Annotated in this window: 17 protein-coding genes and 2 pseudogenes; 7 read left to right on the forward strand and 12 right to left on the reverse strand. The window is 73.9% G+C overall.

The genetic code is table 11. From position 1 onward, the window contains the following. The 4 genes and pseudogenes from KS423_RS18320 to KS423_RS18335 form a co-directional block, all read left to right on the forward strand. Positions 1 to 1097: pseudogene (locus tag KS423_RS18320) on the forward strand (excinuclease ABC subunit UvrA); the annotation flags it as partial. Between the two features lie 121 nt (positions 1098 to 1218). Then, positions 1219 to 2175, forward strand: a complete 957-nt coding sequence (locus tag KS423_RS18325; RefSeq protein ID WP_224280623.1) for a YafY family protein — start codon at positions 1219 to 1221, stop codon at positions 2173 to 2175. A gap of 35 nt (positions 2176 to 2210) precedes the next feature. Next, positions 2211 to 2855 (forward strand): TIGR03085 family metal-binding protein, encoded by a 645-nt coding sequence (locus KS423_RS18330; RefSeq protein WP_224280624.1) that lies wholly within the window; start codon positions 2211 to 2213, stop codon positions 2853 to 2855. 135 nt (positions 2856 to 2990) lie between these two features. Then, positions 2991 to 3770: a VOC family protein gene (locus KS423_RS18335; protein WP_224280625.1), complete on the forward strand. Its 780-nt coding sequence runs from the start codon at positions 2991 to 2993 to the stop codon at positions 3768 to 3770. Positions 3771 to 3837: 67 nt separating this feature from the next. Here the strand turns inward: KS423_RS18335 and hisF are convergent, their stop codons facing one another. Genes hisF through hisD form a run of 8 tightly spaced genes read right to left on the reverse strand, consistent with a single transcriptional unit; the run spans position 3838 to position 9638 of the window. After that, positions 3838 to 4608: an imidazole glycerol phosphate synthase subunit HisF gene (gene hisF / locus KS423_RS18340; protein ID WP_224280626.1), complete on the reverse strand. Its 771-nt coding sequence runs from the start codon at positions 4606 to 4608 to the stop codon at positions 3838 to 3840. Continuing rightward, entirely contained in the window at positions 4605 to 5036 is a 432-nt protein-coding gene (locus KS423_RS18345) for a RidA family protein (RefSeq protein ID WP_224280627.1), read from the reverse strand. The genes hisF and KS423_RS18345 overlap by 4 nt, the downstream gene beginning before the upstream one ends. Next, positions 5033 to 5755, reverse strand: a complete 723-nt coding sequence (gene priA, locus KS423_RS18350) for a bifunctional 1-(5-phosphoribosyl)-5-((5-phosphoribosylamino)methylideneamino)imidazole-4-carboxamide isomerase/phosphoribosylanthranilate isomerase PriA (RefSeq protein WP_374119975.1) — start codon at positions 5753 to 5755, stop codon at positions 5033 to 5035. The genes KS423_RS18345 and priA overlap by 4 nt, the downstream gene beginning before the upstream one ends. Positions 5756 to 5775: 20 nt before the next feature. Further along, positions 5776 to 6411 (reverse strand): imidazole glycerol phosphate synthase subunit HisH, encoded by a 636-nt coding sequence (gene hisH, locus KS423_RS18355; RefSeq protein WP_224280628.1) that lies wholly within the window; start codon positions 6409 to 6411, stop codon positions 5776 to 5778. Positions 6412 to 6448: 37 nt separating this feature from the next. Beyond that, on the reverse strand, positions 6449 to 6586 hold the full coding sequence (locus tag KS423_RS18360; RefSeq protein ID WP_224280629.1) for a hypothetical protein: 138 nt from the start codon (positions 6584 to 6586) through the stop codon (positions 6449 to 6451). Between the two features lie 11 nt (positions 6587 to 6597). Beyond that, the gene (gene hisB / locus KS423_RS18365) at positions 6598 to 7191 is read right to left on the reverse strand and encodes an imidazoleglycerol-phosphate dehydratase HisB (protein WP_224280630.1); all 594 of its coding nucleotides are present in this window, start codon (positions 7189 to 7191) and stop codon (positions 6598 to 6600) included. Positions 7192 to 7197: 6 nt separating this feature from the next. Beyond that, positions 7198 to 8298, reverse strand: a complete 1101-nt coding sequence (locus KS423_RS18370) for a histidinol-phosphate transaminase (protein WP_224280638.1) — start codon at positions 8296 to 8298, stop codon at positions 7198 to 7200. 5 nt (positions 8299 to 8303) lie between these two features. Further along, complete coding sequence (gene hisD / locus KS423_RS18375; RefSeq protein ID WP_224280631.1) at positions 8304 to 9638, reverse strand: histidinol dehydrogenase; 1335 nt, start codon at positions 9636 to 9638, stop codon at positions 8304 to 8306. Positions 9639 to 9729: 91 nt separating this feature from the next. On the opposite strand from hisD, the gene KS423_RS18380 reads away from it, so the two are divergent. Genes KS423_RS18380 through ybaK form a run of 3 tightly spaced genes read left to right on the forward strand, consistent with a single transcriptional unit; the run spans position 9730 to position 12605 of the window. Then, entirely contained in the window at positions 9730 to 11310 is a 1581-nt protein-coding gene (locus KS423_RS18380; RefSeq protein WP_224280632.1) for an oxidoreductase, read from the forward strand. Positions 11311 to 11350: 40 nt separating this feature from the next. Continuing rightward, positions 11351 to 12088 (forward strand): LON peptidase substrate-binding domain-containing protein, encoded by a 738-nt coding sequence (locus tag KS423_RS18385; RefSeq protein ID WP_263454980.1) that lies wholly within the window; start codon positions 11351 to 11353, stop codon positions 12086 to 12088. 22 nt (positions 12089 to 12110) lie between these two features. After that, the gene (ybaK, locus tag KS423_RS18390) at positions 12111 to 12605 is read left to right on the forward strand and encodes a Cys-tRNA(Pro) deacylase (protein WP_224280633.1); all 495 of its coding nucleotides are present in this window, start codon (positions 12111 to 12113) and stop codon (positions 12603 to 12605) included. A gap of 76 nt (positions 12606 to 12681) precedes the next feature. Here ybaK and KS423_RS18395 read toward each other — a convergent pair whose 3' ends face one another. The 4 genes and pseudogenes from KS423_RS18395 to KS423_RS18410 all read right to left on the reverse strand — a co-directional run. Next, a complete protein-coding gene (locus KS423_RS18395; RefSeq protein WP_224280634.1) occupies positions 12682 to 13398 on the reverse strand; it encodes a hypothetical protein in 717 nt (238 codons plus the stop codon). Positions 13399 to 13535: 137 nt separating this feature from the next. Next, on the reverse strand, positions 13536 to 14345 hold the full coding sequence (locus KS423_RS18400) for an ABC transporter permease (RefSeq protein ID WP_224280635.1): 810 nt from the start codon (positions 14343 to 14345) through the stop codon (positions 13536 to 13538). Continuing rightward, entirely contained in the window at positions 14342 to 15340 is a 999-nt protein-coding gene (locus KS423_RS18405) for an ABC transporter ATP-binding protein (protein WP_224280636.1), read from the reverse strand. Before KS423_RS18405 ends, KS423_RS18400 begins: the two co-directional genes overlap by 4 nt. Positions 15341 to 15456: 116 nt before the next feature. Then, a pseudogene (locus tag KS423_RS18410) lies at positions 15457 to 16070 on the reverse strand (NYN domain-containing protein); the annotation flags it as partial.

The following is a 16070-nucleotide window of genomic DNA, read 5'->3' on the forward strand; positions in this document are numbered from 1 at the left end:
GGCTGCGCCGTACCCCGCGCCCGGTCCGCGCGGGCACCGGCTGGCTGGAGCTTCGCGGGGTGCGCGCCCACAACGCGGCCGCGGAGTCGCTGCGCCTGCCCATCGGACGGCTCACCTGCCTGACCGGGGTCAGCGGCAGCGGCAAGAGCAGCGTCTTGGGCGCGCTCGGCGCGGGCGTGGCGGCCGCTCTCAAGGGCACGGCGCCCAAGGGCACGGCGGTCGAGGACACAACTCACGCCGGCACGGTGCGCGAGGTGACCGGGCTCGACGGCTTCGGCTGGGTCGCCGTGGTCGACCAGGAGCCGATCGGGCGCACGCCGCGGTCCAACCCGGCCACGTACAGCAAGGCGTTCGACCTCGTCCGCAAGCTGTTCGCCGCCACCGAAACGGCCCGCGCACGCGGCGCCGACGCCTCCTGGTTCAGCTTCAACACCCCGGGCGGCCGCTGCGAGGCCTGCGCCGGCCACGGCCGCAGGCTCGTCGACATGCACTTCCTCCCGGACGTCTGGGTGGTGTGCGACACCTGTGACGGCCGGCGCTACGCGCCCGAGGCCCTGGCGGTCACGTACCAGGGGCTGACCGTCGACCGGGTGCTGGACCTGACCGTCACCGAGGCACTGGAGGTCTTCACCGGACCCCGGCAGCTCGCGGAAACCCTCACCGCGCTCGACCAGGTCGGGCTCGGCTACCTCCGGCTCGGCCAGAGCGCCACCGAGCTGTCCGGCGGCGAGGCCCAGCGCCTCAGGCTCGCGTCCGCGGTCCAGCGCGGCGCGACCAGCCGCAGAGCCGGCCTGGTCGTCCTCGACGAGCCCGTCTCGGGCCTGCACCCGTCCGACGTCCAGCGGGTCGTCGACGCGCTCGACCTGCTGCTCGACTCCGGCAACACCGTCGTCGTGGCCGAGCACGACATCCCGGTCGCCGCCTCCGCGGACTGGGTGATCGACCTCGGGCCGGGGGCCGGCCCGGACGGCGGCGCGGTGGTCGCGCAGGGCACCCCGGACACCGTCGCCGCCGCCGACACCCCCACCGCCGGCTACCTGCGCCGATACGCGGCCGGCCTGCCGCTCCTGGACGCCGCGCAGGACGCCCAGCGCTGACGGACGGGCGCTGACGGACAGGCGCTGACGGACGCGGCGACGGCCACCGCTCCCGGCGACAATGGTGCGGGGCCCGGACCACCGGACCCACGACCAGAGCGGACGACCGGGAGGGAGCGACGTGCGGGCGAGCCGGACCATCGCGCTGCTCCTCCTCCTCCAGGCGCGGCGGACGATGACCGCCCCGGAGCTCGCGGCCGAGCTGGAGGTCTCCGAGCGCACCGTGCAGCGGGACGTCGCCGCCCTGGTCGAGGCCGGCGTGCCGGTGTACGCCGAACGCGGCCGCGGCGGGGGCTACCGGCTCGTCGACGGCTACCGCACCCGCCTCACCGGCCTCGAACGCGCCGAGGCCGAGGTGCTGCACCTGGCCGGGCTCCCCGGTCCGCTGCGCGACATGGGCCTGGCGGGGCACGCCCTCGCCGCACGGCTGAAGGTTGCCGCCGCCGTGGGCGACGCCCCCGCGGCCGCCGTGCAGCGGTTCCACCTGGACGCACCGGCCTGGTTCCGCGAGGCCGAGCCCCCGCCGCTGCTCGCCGAGGTGTCGCGCGCCGTGTGGGAGGACCGGGTGCTCCACGCCCGCTACACGACGCGCGGCGGCACCCGGGAGCGGCGGCTGGAGCCGTACGGCCTGGTGCTGAAGGCCGGGCAGTGGTACGTCGCGGCGCGCGGCCCGTCCGGCCGGGTCGGCTCGTACCGGGTCAACCGCTTCGAGACCGCCGAGGCCGGCGACGAACGGTTCGAGCGCGACCCGGAGTTCGACCTCGCGGGCTACTGGGCCGCGGCGGCGCGGGAGTTCACCCGCGCCATGCTGCGCGAGCGGGCGGTGGTGCGGCTGAGCCCGGCCGCCGTCGACAACCTGGCCGTCCTGCTGGAGCCGACCGCCGCCGACGACGCCCTCGCTACCGCGGGCCCCCCGGACGCCGACGGCTGGGTCACCGTGAGCCTGCCGGTCGAGACCTGGGACATCGGCTACTTCGAGCTGCTCCGCCTCGGCCCGGAGGCCGAGGTCCTCCACCCGCCCGAGCTCCGCGCCCGCCTGGCCGAGGCGACCCGCCGCGCCGCCGCCCTCTACATCTGACCGGCCCCACGAGCGACGGGCCCTAGGCTGGCGCCATGTCGAACCACGCCCTCGCCGAACGCCACCGCCTCGCCCAACTCCTCACCGCCGCAGGGCCGGATGCCCCGACTCTCTGCGAGGGGTGGACCACCCGGGACCTCGCCGCCCATCTGGTGATCCGGGAGCGTCGCCCCGACGCGGCGGCGGGCATCCGGATCGCCGCCCTGGCTGCCCGGACCCGGCGGGTGCAGGACGACTACGCCGCGCGGCCGTACGAAGAACTGATCCGCCTCTTCCGCTCCGGCCCGCCGGTCTACTCCCCGTTCGCCCTGCCCGGCGCGGACGAGGCGGCCAACACCGTCGAGTACTTCGTGCACGCCGAGGACGTCCTGCGCGCGGTCGAGGGCTGGACCCGCCGGCCCGTCCCGCCCGGCCGCACCGAGGCCCTGTGGCGCCGCCTGCCCATGATCGCCCGCTTCGAGGCCGGCCGCCGCTCCCCCGTCCGCCTGGTCCTCGCCCGCCATGACGGCCAGTCCCTCACCGTCGGCCCCGCCGGCGCCCCCACCGTCCGCATTACCGGCGACCCGGGCGAACTGGTCCTCTTCACCTACGGCCGCGGCGCCCGCACCACCCTCACTGTCGATGGCGCCCCGGACGCTGTCGAGGCCCTCCGCCACGTCCTGCCACTGCCCCCGAAGTAGCGCGCACCCCACGGGCCGGGCCTCTCTCCGGCTGCGGATGCCGGTGCCCGGGTGCAGACTCGCAGGTGGCCGGGCGGGGGCGTGTGCACGCCCGACGGAACCGTCCCGGTCACTCTCCGTCGAAGGGCACCCTCCATGCTCACCACCGACTTCCCCATCGGCTCGCCCTGCTGGCTCGACCTGGGCAGCCCGGACATTCCCGCCAGCGCCCGGTTCTACGGCCAGGTCTTCGGCTGGACCTTCCAGGAGATCCCCGACGCCATGGGCTACGGCTTCGTCCAGCTGAACGGCAGGACGGTCGGCGCGATCGGCGCGCTCAACGAGGGTGACCGGTCCTCCTGGACGACGTACTTCCGCAGCGCCGACGCGGACGCCACCGCCAATGCCGCCCAGCAGGCCGGAGGCAAGGTCCTGGTCGAGCCGACGGACGTGATGCGGGAGGGCCGGCTGGCCCAGTTCTCGGACCCGCAGGGTGCCCGGTTCGCCGTCTGGCAGGCCGGCAACACCAAGGGGCTGGACGCCGTGTCCGAGGAGGGCGCCCTGGTCTGGGCGGAGCTGCACACCTCCGACCAGGACGGAGCCTTCACCTTCTACCGGCAGCTGTTCGGCTGGCGGGAGGAGAACTTCGAGCCGTCGCCGGGCATGACCTACCGGGTGATCTCCACCGCCGAGGGCGACCAGCGGGCCACCGGCTTCGGCGGCATCGCCCCGACCATGTCCCCGGAGCAGCCCTCCGCCTGGACGCCGTACTTCGCGACCGAGGACGTGGACGCGCGGGTGGCCAGGGCGACGGCGGCCGGCGGCTCGGTGCTGATGCCGGCCTCGGACGTGGAGAACGTCGGCCGGCTCGCCTGGCTGGCGGACCCGAACGGTGCCCCGTTCGCCCTGATCCACGGCGAACCGCGGGAGTCGTGAGAACCGTGCGAACACGAAAGGGCCCGCTGCGCACCGGCGCAGCGGGCCCTCGAACCGTACGGAGCGGTCACCGCACCGGGTGCCCGGCCTCCCGCAGCGCACTCTTGACCTCGCCGATCCGCAGGTCCCCGAAGTGGAACACGCTGGCGGCGAGCACCGCGTCCGCGCCCGCGTCGACGGCGGGCGCGAAGTCCGCGAGCTTGCCCGCGCCACCGGAGGCGATCACCGGCACGGAGACGGTCCTGCGCACGGCCCGGATCATGTCCAGGTCGTAGCCGTCCTTAGTGCCGTCCGCGTCCATCGAGTTGAGCAGGATCTCGCCGGCCCCCGACTCGGCGGCGCGGCCGGCCCATTCGACGGCGTCGAGGCCGGTGCCCTGGCGGCCGCCGTGCGTGGTGACCTCGTAGCCCGATTCGGTCTCGGTGCCGGGAGGGCAGCGCCGGGCGTCCACCGAGAGGACCAGCACCTGCCGCCCGAACCGCTTGGCGATCTCGCGGATCAGCTCCGGCCGCGCGATGGCGGCCGTGTTGACGCCCACCTTGTCGGCGCCGGCCCGCAGCAGCTTGTCGACGTCCTCGACGGCGCGGATGCCGCCGCCCACCGTCAGCGGGATGAAGACCTGTTCGGCGGTGCGGCGGACCACGTCGTAGGTGGTCTCCCGGTCGCCCGAGGAAGCGGTGATGTCGAGGAAGGTCAGCTCGTCGGCGCCTTCGGCGTCGTAGAGCTTGGCCATCTCGACCGGGTCGCCGGCGTCGCGCAGGTTCTGGAAGTTGACGCCCTTGACCACCCGCCCGGCGTCCACGTCCAGGCAGGGGATGACACGTACTGCGAGGGTCACGGCTGTTTGCCTTCCAGGGTCTTTGCCAGCCCGGATCGGTAGGCGTCGAGCTCGACCTCGACCATCATCCGGGAGTCGATCAGGCCCTCGACCACCACCATGGTGGCCACCGGGCGTGCGGCGTCGAAGAGTTCGCGGTGGGCGCGGCCCACCTCCTCGGCGTCGCGGACGTGGGTGATGTACATCCGGGTGCGGACCACGTCGTCCACGGTCAGACCGTACGCGGCCAGGGCCTGGAGCCCGACGCCGAACGCGGCGAGGGCCTGCCGGTACGGGTCGCCCTCGTGCTCGATCCGGCCGTCCACCCAGGCGGTGGAGCCGGCCACGTGCACGTGGTCACCCGCGGCGACCGCCCGGGAGTAGCCGAACTCGTCTTCCCAGGGGGAGAAGCCGCCGACCCTGCCGCGTACGATCGGACCGTCCGTCATCCTGAAACCGCCTCCAGGGCCTCTTCGAGGGTGAACTTCTGCTCGTAGAGTGCCTTGCCCACGATGGCGCCCTCGACACCCTCGCCGACGAGCGAGGCGATGGCGCGCAGGTCGTCCAGCGAGGAGACGCCGCCGGAGGCGACCACGGGCTTGTCCGTCGCGGCGCAGACGTCGCGCAGCAGCTGGAGGTTGGGGCCGGTCAGGGTGCCGTCCCGGTTGACGTCGGTGACGACGTAGCGGGCACAGCCCTCCTGGTCGAGGCGCGCCAGCACGTCGAAGAGCTGGCCGCCGTCGCGGGTCCAGCCGCGGCCGCGCAGGGTGGTGCCGACCACGTCCAGGCCGACGGCGATCTTGTCGCCGTGCTCGGCGATGGCCTTGGCGACCCACTCCGGGGCCTCCAGGGCGGCGGTGCCGAGGTTGACCCGGGTGCAGCCGGTGGCGAGCGCGCGGGCCAGCGACTCGTCGTCGCGGATGCCGCCGGACAGCTCGACCTTGATGTCCAGCTGTCCGGTGACCTCGCGCAGCAGCTCGTAGTTGCTGCCTGTCCCGAAGGCGGCATCCAGGTCGACCAGGTGCAGCCACTCGGCGCCGGCGTTCTGCCAGGCGAGGGCGGCGGCCAGCGGCTCGCCGAAGGAGGTCTCGGTGCCGGAGGCGCCCTTGACCAGGCGGACGGCCTGACCGTCCCGGACGTCGACGGCGGGCAGCAGTTCGAGGCTCATCAGATCCAACTCTCAGACAGTCAGAGGGTGTTGACCCAGTTGGTCAGCAGGGCGGCGCCGGCGTCGCCGGACTTCTCGGGGTGGAACTGGGTGGCCCACAGCGGGCCGTTCTCGACGGCTGCGACGAACGGGTGCCCGTGGGTGGCCCAGGTGACCAGCGGCGGGTTGATCCGCGCGCTGTGGGTCTCCAGCTCCCAGTGCCGCACGCCGTAGGAGTGCACGAAGTAGAAGCGGGTCTGCGGGTCGAGGCCGGCGAACATCCGGCTCTCCTCGGGCGCGTCCACGGTGTTCCAGCCCATGTGCGGGACGACGGGGGCCTCCAGCGGCTCCACGGTGCCCGGCCACTCGTCGCAGCCGGCGGTCTCCACGCCGTGCTCGACCCCCTTCTCGAAGAGGATCTGCATGCCGACGCAGATGCCCATGACCGGTCGGCCCCCCGCGAGCCGGCGGCCGACGATCCAGTCCCCGCGGACGGACTTGAGCCCGCGCATGCAGGCCTCGAAGGCGCCCACGCCGGGGACGAGCAGGCCGTCCGCGGCCATCGCGGTGTCGTAGTCGGAGCTGACGGTGACGTCCGCTCCGGTCCGCTCCAGGGCGCGCTGCGCCGAGCGGAGGTTGCCGGAGCCGTAGTCGAGGACGACGACGTTCTTGCCCATGTTCAGGTGTCCAGTCTCTATGCGGCGGGCGGCGGGTCTACAGGCGCATGAGGCCGGAGGCCAGGCACATCACGGAGCCGAAGGCGAGCACCAGGATGACGCTCTTCGACTGCTTCTGCTTCCAGAAGGAGATGACTCCGCCGGCCAGGAAGAGGCCGACGAAGATGAGAATCATCGCAGTATTGCTCACAGCGCACCCTTGGTCGACGGAAGGATTCCGGCCGCGCGCGGGTCGCGCTCGGCGGCGTAGCGCAGCGCCCGGGCCAGCGCCTTGAACTGGCACTCCACGATGTGGTGCGCGTTGCGCCCGTACGGCACGTGGACGTGCAGCGCGATCTGTGCCTGGGCCACGAAGGACTCCAGGATGTGCCGGGTCATCGTGGTGTCGTACGAGCCGATCATCGGCGCGATGCCCTCGGGCTCGGTGTGCACCAGGTACGGCCGGCCGGAGAGGTCCACGGTGACCTGGGCGAGCGACTCGTCCAGCGGCACCGTGCAGTTGCCGAAGCGGTAGATGCCCACCTTGTCGCCGAGCGCCTGCCTGAAGGCGGCGCCGAGCGCGAGGGCGGTGTCCTCGATGGTGTGGTGGGTGTCGATGTGCAGGTCGCCGTCGGTCTTGACAGTGAGGTCGAACAGGCCGTGCCGGCCGAGCTGGTCGAGCATGTGGTCGTAGAAGCCGACGCCCGTGGAGATGTCGGTCCTCCCGGTGCCGTCGAGGTCTATCTCGACCAGGACCGAGGTCTCCTTGGTGGTGCGCTCGACGCGTCCGATGCGGGACATGGGGGGTTACAGCTCCTTGATCACAGTGCGGACGGCGTCCAGGAAGGCGTCGTTCTCGGCCGGCGTGCCGGCGGTGACCCGCAGCCACCCGGGGACGCCGTTGTCGCGGACCAGGACGCCCTGGTCGAGGATGGCCTGCCACACCGCGCGGGTGTCGGCGAAGCGGCCGAACTGGACGAAGTTGGCGTCCGAGTCGGTGACCTCCAGGCCCATCCCGCGCAGCGCGTCGACCAGCCGGTCGCGCTCCTCCTTGAGCCGCCCGACGTACCCGAGCAGGGTGTCGGTGTGCTCCAGGCAGGCCAGCGCGGTGGCCTGGGTGACGGCCGACAGGTGGTACGGCAGACGCACCAGCTGCACCGCGTCCACCACGGCCGGGTCGGCGGCCAGGTAGCCCAGGCGCAGCCCGGCCGCGCCGAAGGCCTTGGACATGGTGCGGCTGACCACCAGGTCGGGGCGGCCCTCGATCAGCGGCAGCAGCGAGGCGCGGTGCGAGAACTCGACGTACGCCTCGTCCACCACCACCAGGCTGGGCCGGGCGGCCTGCGCGGCCTCGTACAGCCGCAGCACGGTGTCGGCGTCCACGGCGGTGCCGGTCGGGTTGTTCGGCGAGCAGATGAAGACCACGTTCGGCCGGTGCTCCGCGATGGCGGCGACGGCGGCGTCCACGTCGATGGTGAAGTCCTCGTTGCGCGGGCCGGAGATCCAGGCGGTGCCGGTGCCCCGGGAGATCAGCGCGTGCATCGAGTACGAGGGCTCGAAGCCGAGCGCGCTGCGGCCGGGGCCGCCGAAGGTCTGCAGCAGCTGCTGGAGCACCTCGTTGGAGCCGTTGGCGGCCCACACCTGCTCACGCCGGACCGGGAAGCCGGTGGTCTTCCCGAGGTACGCGGCGAGACCCTCGCGCAGCTCGACCGCGTCCCGGTCGGGGTAGCGGTTCAGCCCGCGGGCGGCCTCGGCGACGCGCTCGGCGATCCGGGCCACCAGCTCCTCGGGCAGCGGGTACGGGTTCTCGTTGGTGTTCAGCTGGACGGGCACGTCCAGCTGCGGCGCGCCGTACGGGGACTGGCCGCGCAGCTCGTCCCGGATGGGCAGGTCGTCGATGCGAGTCACGGGAGTCACGAGCCCGACACCGTCCAGTCGCTGTGCCAGTTCCGTTCGTCTCCGACGAAACGTGCCTTGATCGCGTCCCCGTGCCCCGGCAGGTCCTCCGCGTTCGCCAGGGTGACCACGTGCGCGGCGACGTCCGCGAGCGCGTCCCGGTCGTACTCGACGACCTGGACGCCGCGCAGGAAGGTCTGCACCGACAGCCCGGAGGAGTGGCAGGCGCAGCCGCCGGTCGGCAGCACGTGGTTGGAGCCGGCCGCGTAGTCGCCCAGCGAGACCGGGGTCCAACGGCCGATGAAGATCGCGCCGGCGTTGACCACCCGGGCCGCCACCGCGTGCGCGTCGCGGGTCTGGACCTCCAGGTGCTCGGCCGCGTACGCGTTGACCACGGCGAGGCCCTGCTCCAGGTCGTCGACCAGGATGATGCCGGACTGCTTGCCGCCCAGCGCCTCGGCCACCCGCTCGCTGTGCTTGGTCTTCGCGACCTGCACGGCCAGCTCGGCCTCGACGGCGTCGGCCAGCGCCGGGGAGTCGGTGACCAGCACCGAGCCGGAGGTCGGGCCGTGCTCGGCTTGGCTGATCAGGTCCGCGGCGACGTCGCTCGGCAGCGCGCTGTCGTCGGCGAGGACGGCGATCTCGGTCGGGCCGGCCTCCGAGTCGATGCCGATCCGGCCGGCGAAGTAGCGCTTGGCGGCGGCCACGTAGATGTTGCCGGGGCCGGTGACCATGTTCACCGGCTCGCACTCCTCGGTGCCGAGGGCGAACATCGCGACCGCCTGGGCGCCGCCGACGGCGTAGACCTCGTCCACGCCGAGCAGGGCGCAGGCCGCCAGGATGGTCGGGTGGACGCGGCCCCCGAACTCCTTCTGCGGCGGCGAGGTGACCGCGATGCCCTTCACACCCGCCTCCTGGGCCGGCACCACGCTCATCACCACGGAGGACGGGTAGACCGCCAGCCCGCCCGGCACGTACAGGCCGACCCGCTCGACCGGCACCCAGCGCTGGGTGACCGTGCCGCCCGGCACCACCTGGGTGGTGTGCCCGGTGCGGCGCTGGTCGGCGTGCACGGCGCGGGCCCGGCGGATCGACTCCTCCAGCGCGGCCCGCACCCTCGGGTCCAGCGTCTCCAGCGCCGCGGTCAGCTGCCCGGCCGGGACCCTGGTCGACTCCAGCCGGACGCCGTCGAAGCGCTCGGTGATCTCGATCAGCGCCGCGACCCCGCGATGGCGTACGTCCTCGGCGATCGGCCGCACCTTCTCCAGGGCGGCCGCGACGTCGAACTCGGCACGGGGCAGCAGGTCACGCGGGTCGTCCAGCGAGCCGCGGAGGTCGATTCGAGAGATCACGCCACCCAGTGTAAGGAGTGGCCGGAACCGCTGGTCCCGTATTTCAGTCCGTGATACGAAAGGCGAGACGACCGGGGGGACGGGGGAAACCATGGCGGAGCGCGCTCCGGAGGGCTGGGACGGGGTCGAGCAGAGGCTCTGGGAGGCCTACCGCCAGGGCGGGATCCTGGACCTGCGGACCGGCGCGGCGGACACCGACGACCCCTTCGGCGACGCCCTCTGGGGCCCCGAGCGCACCGTCCGCGCCGAGGTGCTCGCCCACCTGCTGCTGGCCGGCCCGAAGCCCGCTCCCGGGCGGGTCGCCTCGCTGCGGCTCAGCGGCGTGCTGGTCACCGGCCCGCTCACGCTGGCCGGCGCCACCATCGACCGCTACGTCGAGCTCCAGGGCTGCCGCTTCGAGCAGAAGATCCTCATCTCCGAGGCCGCGGCCTCGACGCTGCGCTTCGTGAGCTGCCTGATCCCCCGGCTGGAGGCCTCCCGGCTCTCCACCACCGGCGACCTCCACCTGGCCCGCTGCCGCGTCCCCGAGGGCATCCGGCTCACCGACTCCAAGATCGGCACCGACCTGCTGCTCAACCAGACCGTGGTCGGCGGCGACCGCTACGCCCGCGCCATCTCCGCCGACGGGATCACCGTCAACCAGGACTTCGAGGCCGAACGACTGGAGACGAACGGCGAGTTGAGCATACGCACGGCCCGCATAGGCGGCCGGCTCTCGCTGCGCGGCGCCCAGCTGCGCGCCGTCCCGCAGAAGAACCGCGTCTGCCTCAACGCCGTGCGCGTCAGCGTCGGCCACACCCTCTACCTGACCGGCTCCGCCGACAACGGCTGGGCCGACTCCCGCGGCTACTACGGCTCCGGCTACGGCCGGGTCCCGGCGCCCGACGGTCCCATCACCCCGTTCCGCGCCTGGGGCCAGGTCCGCCTCTCCGACTCCCGCTTCGACAGCGCCTGCCTGATCTCCGGCGAGTTCCACCTGGAGGGTGACGACGAACTCGCCCTGCGCCGCATCCAGACCCCCGAGCTGCGCTTCTCCTGCAAGTCCCGTCCCACCGGCAAGGTCTCGCTCTCCCGCGCCCGGGTCGGCAACCTGGTCGACGACCCGGAGGCCTGGCCGCTGGGCAAGCACCTGGGCCTCACCGGCTTCGTGTACGAGAACCTGCGCCCGATCACCGCCTTCACCGTCCGGCAGCGGATCGCCTGGCTGGAGGGCTCCTCGGTGGACTTCCAGCCCGAGTCCTACGAGCAGCTCGCCGCCGCCCTGCGCCGCGACGGCGCCGACGACGACGCCCGCGAGGTGCTCTACGCCAAGCAGCGCCGGCGCCGCCGTACCCTGCCGCTGCCCGCCCGGGTCTGGGGCGCGGTGCAGGACGCCACCGTCGGCTACGGCTACCGTCCGGGCCGGGCCGGCCTGTGGCTGCTGCTCGCCTGGATCCTCGGCAGCCTCTGGTTCGCCACCCACCCGCTGGAGCCGCTCAAGGCCGACGAGCGCCCGCACTGGAACCCGGTGCTCTACACCCTCAACCAGCTGCTGCCGATCGTGGACCTCAACCAGGGCGGCTGGAACCCCGGCGGCCTCACCCAGTGGATCTCCGCCGGGCTGGTCGTCATCGGCTGGCTGCTCGCCTCCACGGTCGTCGCCGGCGCCACCCGGATGCTCCAGCGCGGTTGACCGTCAACCGCGCGACAAGGCCCCCGTCCGGGGAACTACGCTGTCCGCCGTGACAGAACGGCTGCCGCTCTTCCCGATGAACACCGTGCTCTACCCGGGCCTGGTGCTGCCCCTGAACGTCTTCGAGGAGCGCTACCGCCGTCTGGTCGCCGACCTGCTCGAACAGTCCGAGGACACCCCCCGGCGGTTCGGCGTGCTCGCGATCAAGGACGGCCGGGAGGTCGCTCCGGTCAGGCCCGAGGAGGGCCCGGCCGGTCCGCTGGACGGCCTCGGCACCGTCACCGGGGACCCGCTGGAGGCGATCTTCCGCATCGGCTGCGTCGCCGACGTCGCCTCCGTCCAGCACCAGCCGGACGGCCACTACGAGCTGCTGGTCACCGGCACGACCCGGTTCCGGCTGTGCTCGGTGGACGTCTCCGGCCCGTACCTGACCGGCGAGATCGAGCCGATCGAGGAGCGCCCCGGCGAGGGTTCCGGCGCGCTGGCCTCCGAGGTCGAGCGGGCGTTCCGGGTCTACCAGAAGCGCCTGGCCGGTGCCCGCGAGGCCAGCACCGTCGGCCACCAGGACCTCCCGGACGACCCCCAGGTGCTCTCCTACCTGGTCGCCGCCGCCTCGGTGTTCGAGACGCCGGTCAAGCAGCAGCTGCTCGCCTGCCCGGACACCGCCCAGCGGCTGCGCGCCGAACTCGACCTGCTGCGCCGCGAGACCGCCGTCCTCAGCTGGCTGCCCTCGCTGCCCGCCGTCGACCTCACCCGCCAGTCCTTCAGCCCCAACTGACCGAGGACCCCGAGGACCCCGCATGGCCAGGAAGACCAGGAAGGGCGGCCAGGGCACACCCGCCACCGTCGCCCTGGAAGCCGCCGCCGTCCCGTTCACCGTGCACGCCTACGACCACGACCCGGCCGCCGCCTCCTACGGCGGCGAGGCCGCCGAGGTGCTCGGCATCGCCCCCGAGCGGGTCTTCAAGACCCTCGTCGCCGACGTGGACGGCACCCTCGCGGTCGGCGTGGTCCCGGTCACCGGCCAGCTCGACCTCAAGGCCCTGGCTGCGGCCGTCGGCGGCAAGCGCGCCGCCATGGCCGACCCTGCCGCCGCCGAGCGCAGCAGCGGCTACGTCCGCGGCGGCATCTCACCGCTGGGCCAGCGCCGCCCGCTGCGCACCGTCCTCGACGCCAGCGCGCTCGGCCACCCCACCATCTACGTCTCGGCGGGCCGCCGCGGACTCGAAGTCGAGCTCGCCCCCACCGACCTCGTCTCCCTCACCGGGGCCCGCACCGCCCCCATCGCCCGCTGAGACCACCCCGCGCCCTCACAGCAGGGGCCCGGGGAACCGTGCGGGGCGGAAGGCACCGCCCCGCACCCGGCGACGCTCAGTGCCCCGTGCCGCTCCCCGTCTCCTTACCGCTCTCCGTCTCCGTACCGCTCTCCGTCTTCGGCCCCGGCCCGTCCCACGGCCCCAGCGGAGCCCCCGCCGCAGACGCCCCCGTCGGAGCCCCCCAGTACGGCGGCGGGTCCTCCTCCCGCTTCCCGAACGCCGCGGAGAGCAGGAGCAGCACCACCATCGCCGTCATCGGCCACACCAGCAACGCTCCCATCGCCCCCAGGTCGATGCTCGCGTCGAAGTGCCCGCCGTCGCCGACCCTCCGGGCCTCGCCGATCAGGTCGCTGCTCGGCCCGAGCCACCGCCCGATCCGCCAGGCCCCGACCGATCCGAGCAGCCCGCCGATGGTCAGCCCCAGCGCGACGCAGATGCCGCCGCCGCGCCGACGGGTGACCAGGAAGGCCCCGAGCGCGGTCACGATGCCGGCCCCCAGGCCGATGAGCACGAACAGCGCGTCGGCCCCGGCCCGCTGCTCCCCTTCGGGGTCCGCGTAGAGGATGCGGTCCCCGTCCACCACCAGCGGCACCTTCGGCGCCAGCCAGGCCCACAGCCCGGCCACCACCAGACCGGCCACCAGGCAGGCGATCACGACGCCGGCCCCGACCCGGACCTCCGGCAGCAGCCGCTGCCCCAGCGGGGTCGTCCCGTGCCCGAGGGCGGTGCCCCCCTGCGGAGGCGCGAACGGGTCGGACGCTGCGTCCGGCACGGCCTGCACATCGGCGGGCGCGGGATCCGGAGGTGTGTTCGGTACGGTCACAGGCCCCATCGTTTCACGACGGCCACTCGAACGACCCACCACACCCACTCGGTGCCCTGCCACGAAACGGCCTGCCGGGAAACGGCCTACCGCGAGACCGCCCGCCGGTACGCCCACGTGGCGACGGCCAGCGACACCACGCCCACCCCTGCGCAGACCGCCAGGTCCCCGAGGACCAGCGCCCAGTCCGGATCGGGCGTGAAGGTCCGCGCGAAGGCGTCCACCCCGTACGTGGACGGCAACAGGTCCCGCAGCCACTGCACCGGCTGCGGCAGGTGGTCCACCGGCAGCACGCCCAGCAGCAGGGCGGCCGACATCCCGAGCTGTCCGAGCATCGTCGCGATCTCCTGCCGCGGTGCCAGCAGCCCGCAGGCCGCCCCCAGCCCCGACAGCGCGGCCCCGGCCAGCGGCACGACCGCCAGCAGCACCCACAGCTGCCCGAGCGGCAGCCCGAACATCACCGCCCCGATCGCCGCCGTGGCGACCGTCCCCGGCAGGGTGAAGGAGGCGTACGCGGCGGCCGACCCCAGGACCACCGAGGCGGCCGGCACCGGCAGGGTCGCGTAGTGGTCGAGCCCTCCGGTGGCCCGCAGCTTGCCGAAGTACTGGGCGAGCAGGTTCAGCGCGACGAACGCCACCACCAGCACGCTCGACCCGGCGACCACCGACCGCGCCTCCGAGGACTGCCCGGCGTCCACCACGCCCCGCATCATCACCAGGATGCCCACGGACTGGAAGGTGGCCACGAACAGCAGCGGGATGCGCGCCACCCGCGCCCGGGCGAGCTGCGCCCGGTAGACGGCCGCGAGCGCCGGCAGCAGCCTGGCCGCGGGGGCGAGCGGGGCGGGGGCGGCCGTGGACCGGTCGGTCCGCGGGGGCACCGAGAGCAGCGTCACTTGGCCAGTCCTCCGTGGCGGCCGCCCAGCTTGAGGTAGGCGTCCTCAAGGCTCGGGGTGGCGAGGGTGAAGTCGTCGAGCGCGGCGAAGGCCGGGCCGGTGGTGACGGCGGCGACCAGTTCGCGGGCCTGCTCGGGGGTGGTGCGGACGGTCCAGCGGCGCCCGGTGCGCTCGGCCCGTTCGCGCAGCGCGGCGACGGCGGGCACGCCGAGCGGCGCCTCGTCCCGCCAGACCAGGTCGAGCCGGACGTCGCCGTCCACCAGCGCCTTGAGCCCGCCGGGCGTGTCGCAGGCGATCACCCGGCCGTCGTCCACCACGGCGACCCGGTCGAGCACCGTCTCCGCCTCGATCACGTTGTGGGTGACCAGCAGCACCGTCGTCCCGTGCTCCGCGCGGCGCCGGTCCACGGCGCTCCACACGGCCCGCCGGGCGACGGGGTCCATCCCGGTGGTGGGCTCGTCCAGGACGAGCAGCGGCCGCTCCCCCACCAGGGTGGCCGCGAAGCAGGCGAGCCGCCGCTGTCCGCCGGACAGCTTGGCGAGCGGCCGGCCGGCGATCGGCTCCAGCCCGAGTTCGGCCAGGACGTCCGCCGCCGCACTCCGGGCCTGCGCCCGGGTGAGTCCGCGCAGCCGCCCGGTGGTCTCGGCGGCGAGCGCCACCGTCAGTTCGTCCAGCGCGGTGGATTCCTGCCCGAGGTAGCCGAGCAGCCGCGCGGCCCGCTCGGGGTGCCGCACGATGTCGTGGCCGAAGAGTTCCACGGATCCCGAGTCGGGGCGCAGCAGCCCGGTGAGCTGGCGCACCAGCGTCGACTTCCCGGCCCCGTTGGGCCCGAGCAGCCCGAAGATCTCGCCCGGCCGCACGGTGAGGCTGATCCCGTCGTTGGCCCGGATCTCGCCGGCGGCCGCGCCGCGCCCGCTGCGGTAGGTCCTGACCAGGTCGCGCACGGCCACGCACGGCAGGGGTTCCTCGGGTGCTCGCCCGGCCGTCTCGTTCACGACCGAAGACTCTACGCGCTCATACGGGCGAACCGGACAACGGGGCCCGGCTCCGCCCCCCGGCCGGCGGATCGGCCGGCGGATCGGCCGGCGGATCGACCGGCGGATCGACCGGCTCAGTCGTCGACGACCATCGACCCGCCCGGCACCCGCGCCGCCAGTTCCTTCCAGAACCCGGCCCGGATGGCGTAGCGGTCGTGCTCGTCGATCTGGTCGTCCTTGTGCGCCAGCAGCCCGAAGCGGGCGGCGTAGCGCAGCAGCTCGCCGTCCACCCGGTGCGGGATGCGCGGGTAGTCGGGCCAGAGCGTGGTGAGTCTTTCGGCGTCGCCGACGCGTTCGCTCCAGCGGCGGGCGAAGACCTGCCCGACTTCGTGGGCGTCGCCGCCGATGGAGGTGATGTCCTCCTCGCGGTCGGCCCAGCGCTGCTCGGCGGTGGTGAGCTGGGCGAGGGTGGGCAGGCTGTCGCCGGCGGTGACGGCGGGCTCCGGGGCGGGCCGGTCCACCCAGCCCCGGTCGGAGGACCATCGCAGCACCGGACCGGTCTGCGCGACGGCCCCGTGCCCGTTCGCCCCGTGCCCGTTCGCGCCGTGCCCGTTCGCCCCGTGCCCGTTCGCGCCGTGCCCGTTCGCGCCGTGCCCGTTGGTGCCGTTCGCCACCGGGGTGATCGGGGTGACCGAGGAGGCCCGCCCGGCCAGGTCCTTCGGCGTCGGTACGACCTTGAGCGCGGCCG

Source organism: Streptomyces sp. LS1784, assembly GCF_020103755.1.
Lineage (GTDB): Bacteria > Actinomycetota > Actinomycetes > Streptomycetales > Streptomycetaceae > Kitasatospora.

What these genes read in the sequence shown, in the direction of transcription:
- priA (WP_374119975.1), bottom strand. Translation starts at nt 5,755, where the DNA reads ATGAGCCTCGAACTGCTGCCCGCCGTCGACGTCCGGGACGGTCAGGCC.
- KS423_RS18335 (WP_224280625.1), top strand. Translation starts at nt 2,991, where the DNA reads ATGCTCACCACCGACTTCCCCATCGGCTCGCCCTGCTGGCTCGACCTG.
- hisH (WP_224280628.1), bottom strand. Translation starts at nt 6,411, where the DNA reads ATGGGCAAGAACGTCGTCGTCCTCGACTACGGCTCCGGCAACCTCCGC.
- KS423_RS18360 (WP_224280629.1), bottom strand. Translation starts at nt 6,586, where the DNA reads ATGATTCTCATCTTCGTCGGCCTCTTCCTGGCCGGCGGAGTCATCTCC.
- KS423_RS18345 (WP_224280627.1), bottom strand. Translation starts at nt 5,036, where the DNA reads ATGACGGACGGTCCGATCGTACGCGGCAGGGTCGGCGGCTTCTCCCCC.
- hisB (WP_224280630.1), bottom strand. Translation starts at nt 7,191, where the DNA reads ATGTCCCGCATCGGACGCGTCGAGCGCACCACCAAGGAGACCTCGGTC.
- ybaK (WP_224280633.1), top strand. Translation starts at nt 12,111, where the DNA reads ATGGCCAGGAAGACCAGGAAGGGCGGCCAGGGCACACCCGCCACCGTC.
- KS423_RS18330 (WP_224280624.1), top strand. Translation starts at nt 2,211, where the DNA reads ATGTCGAACCACGCCCTCGCCGAACGCCACCGCCTCGCCCAACTCCTC.
- KS423_RS18380 (WP_224280632.1), top strand. Translation starts at nt 9,730, where the DNA reads ATGGCGGAGCGCGCTCCGGAGGGCTGGGACGGGGTCGAGCAGAGGCTC.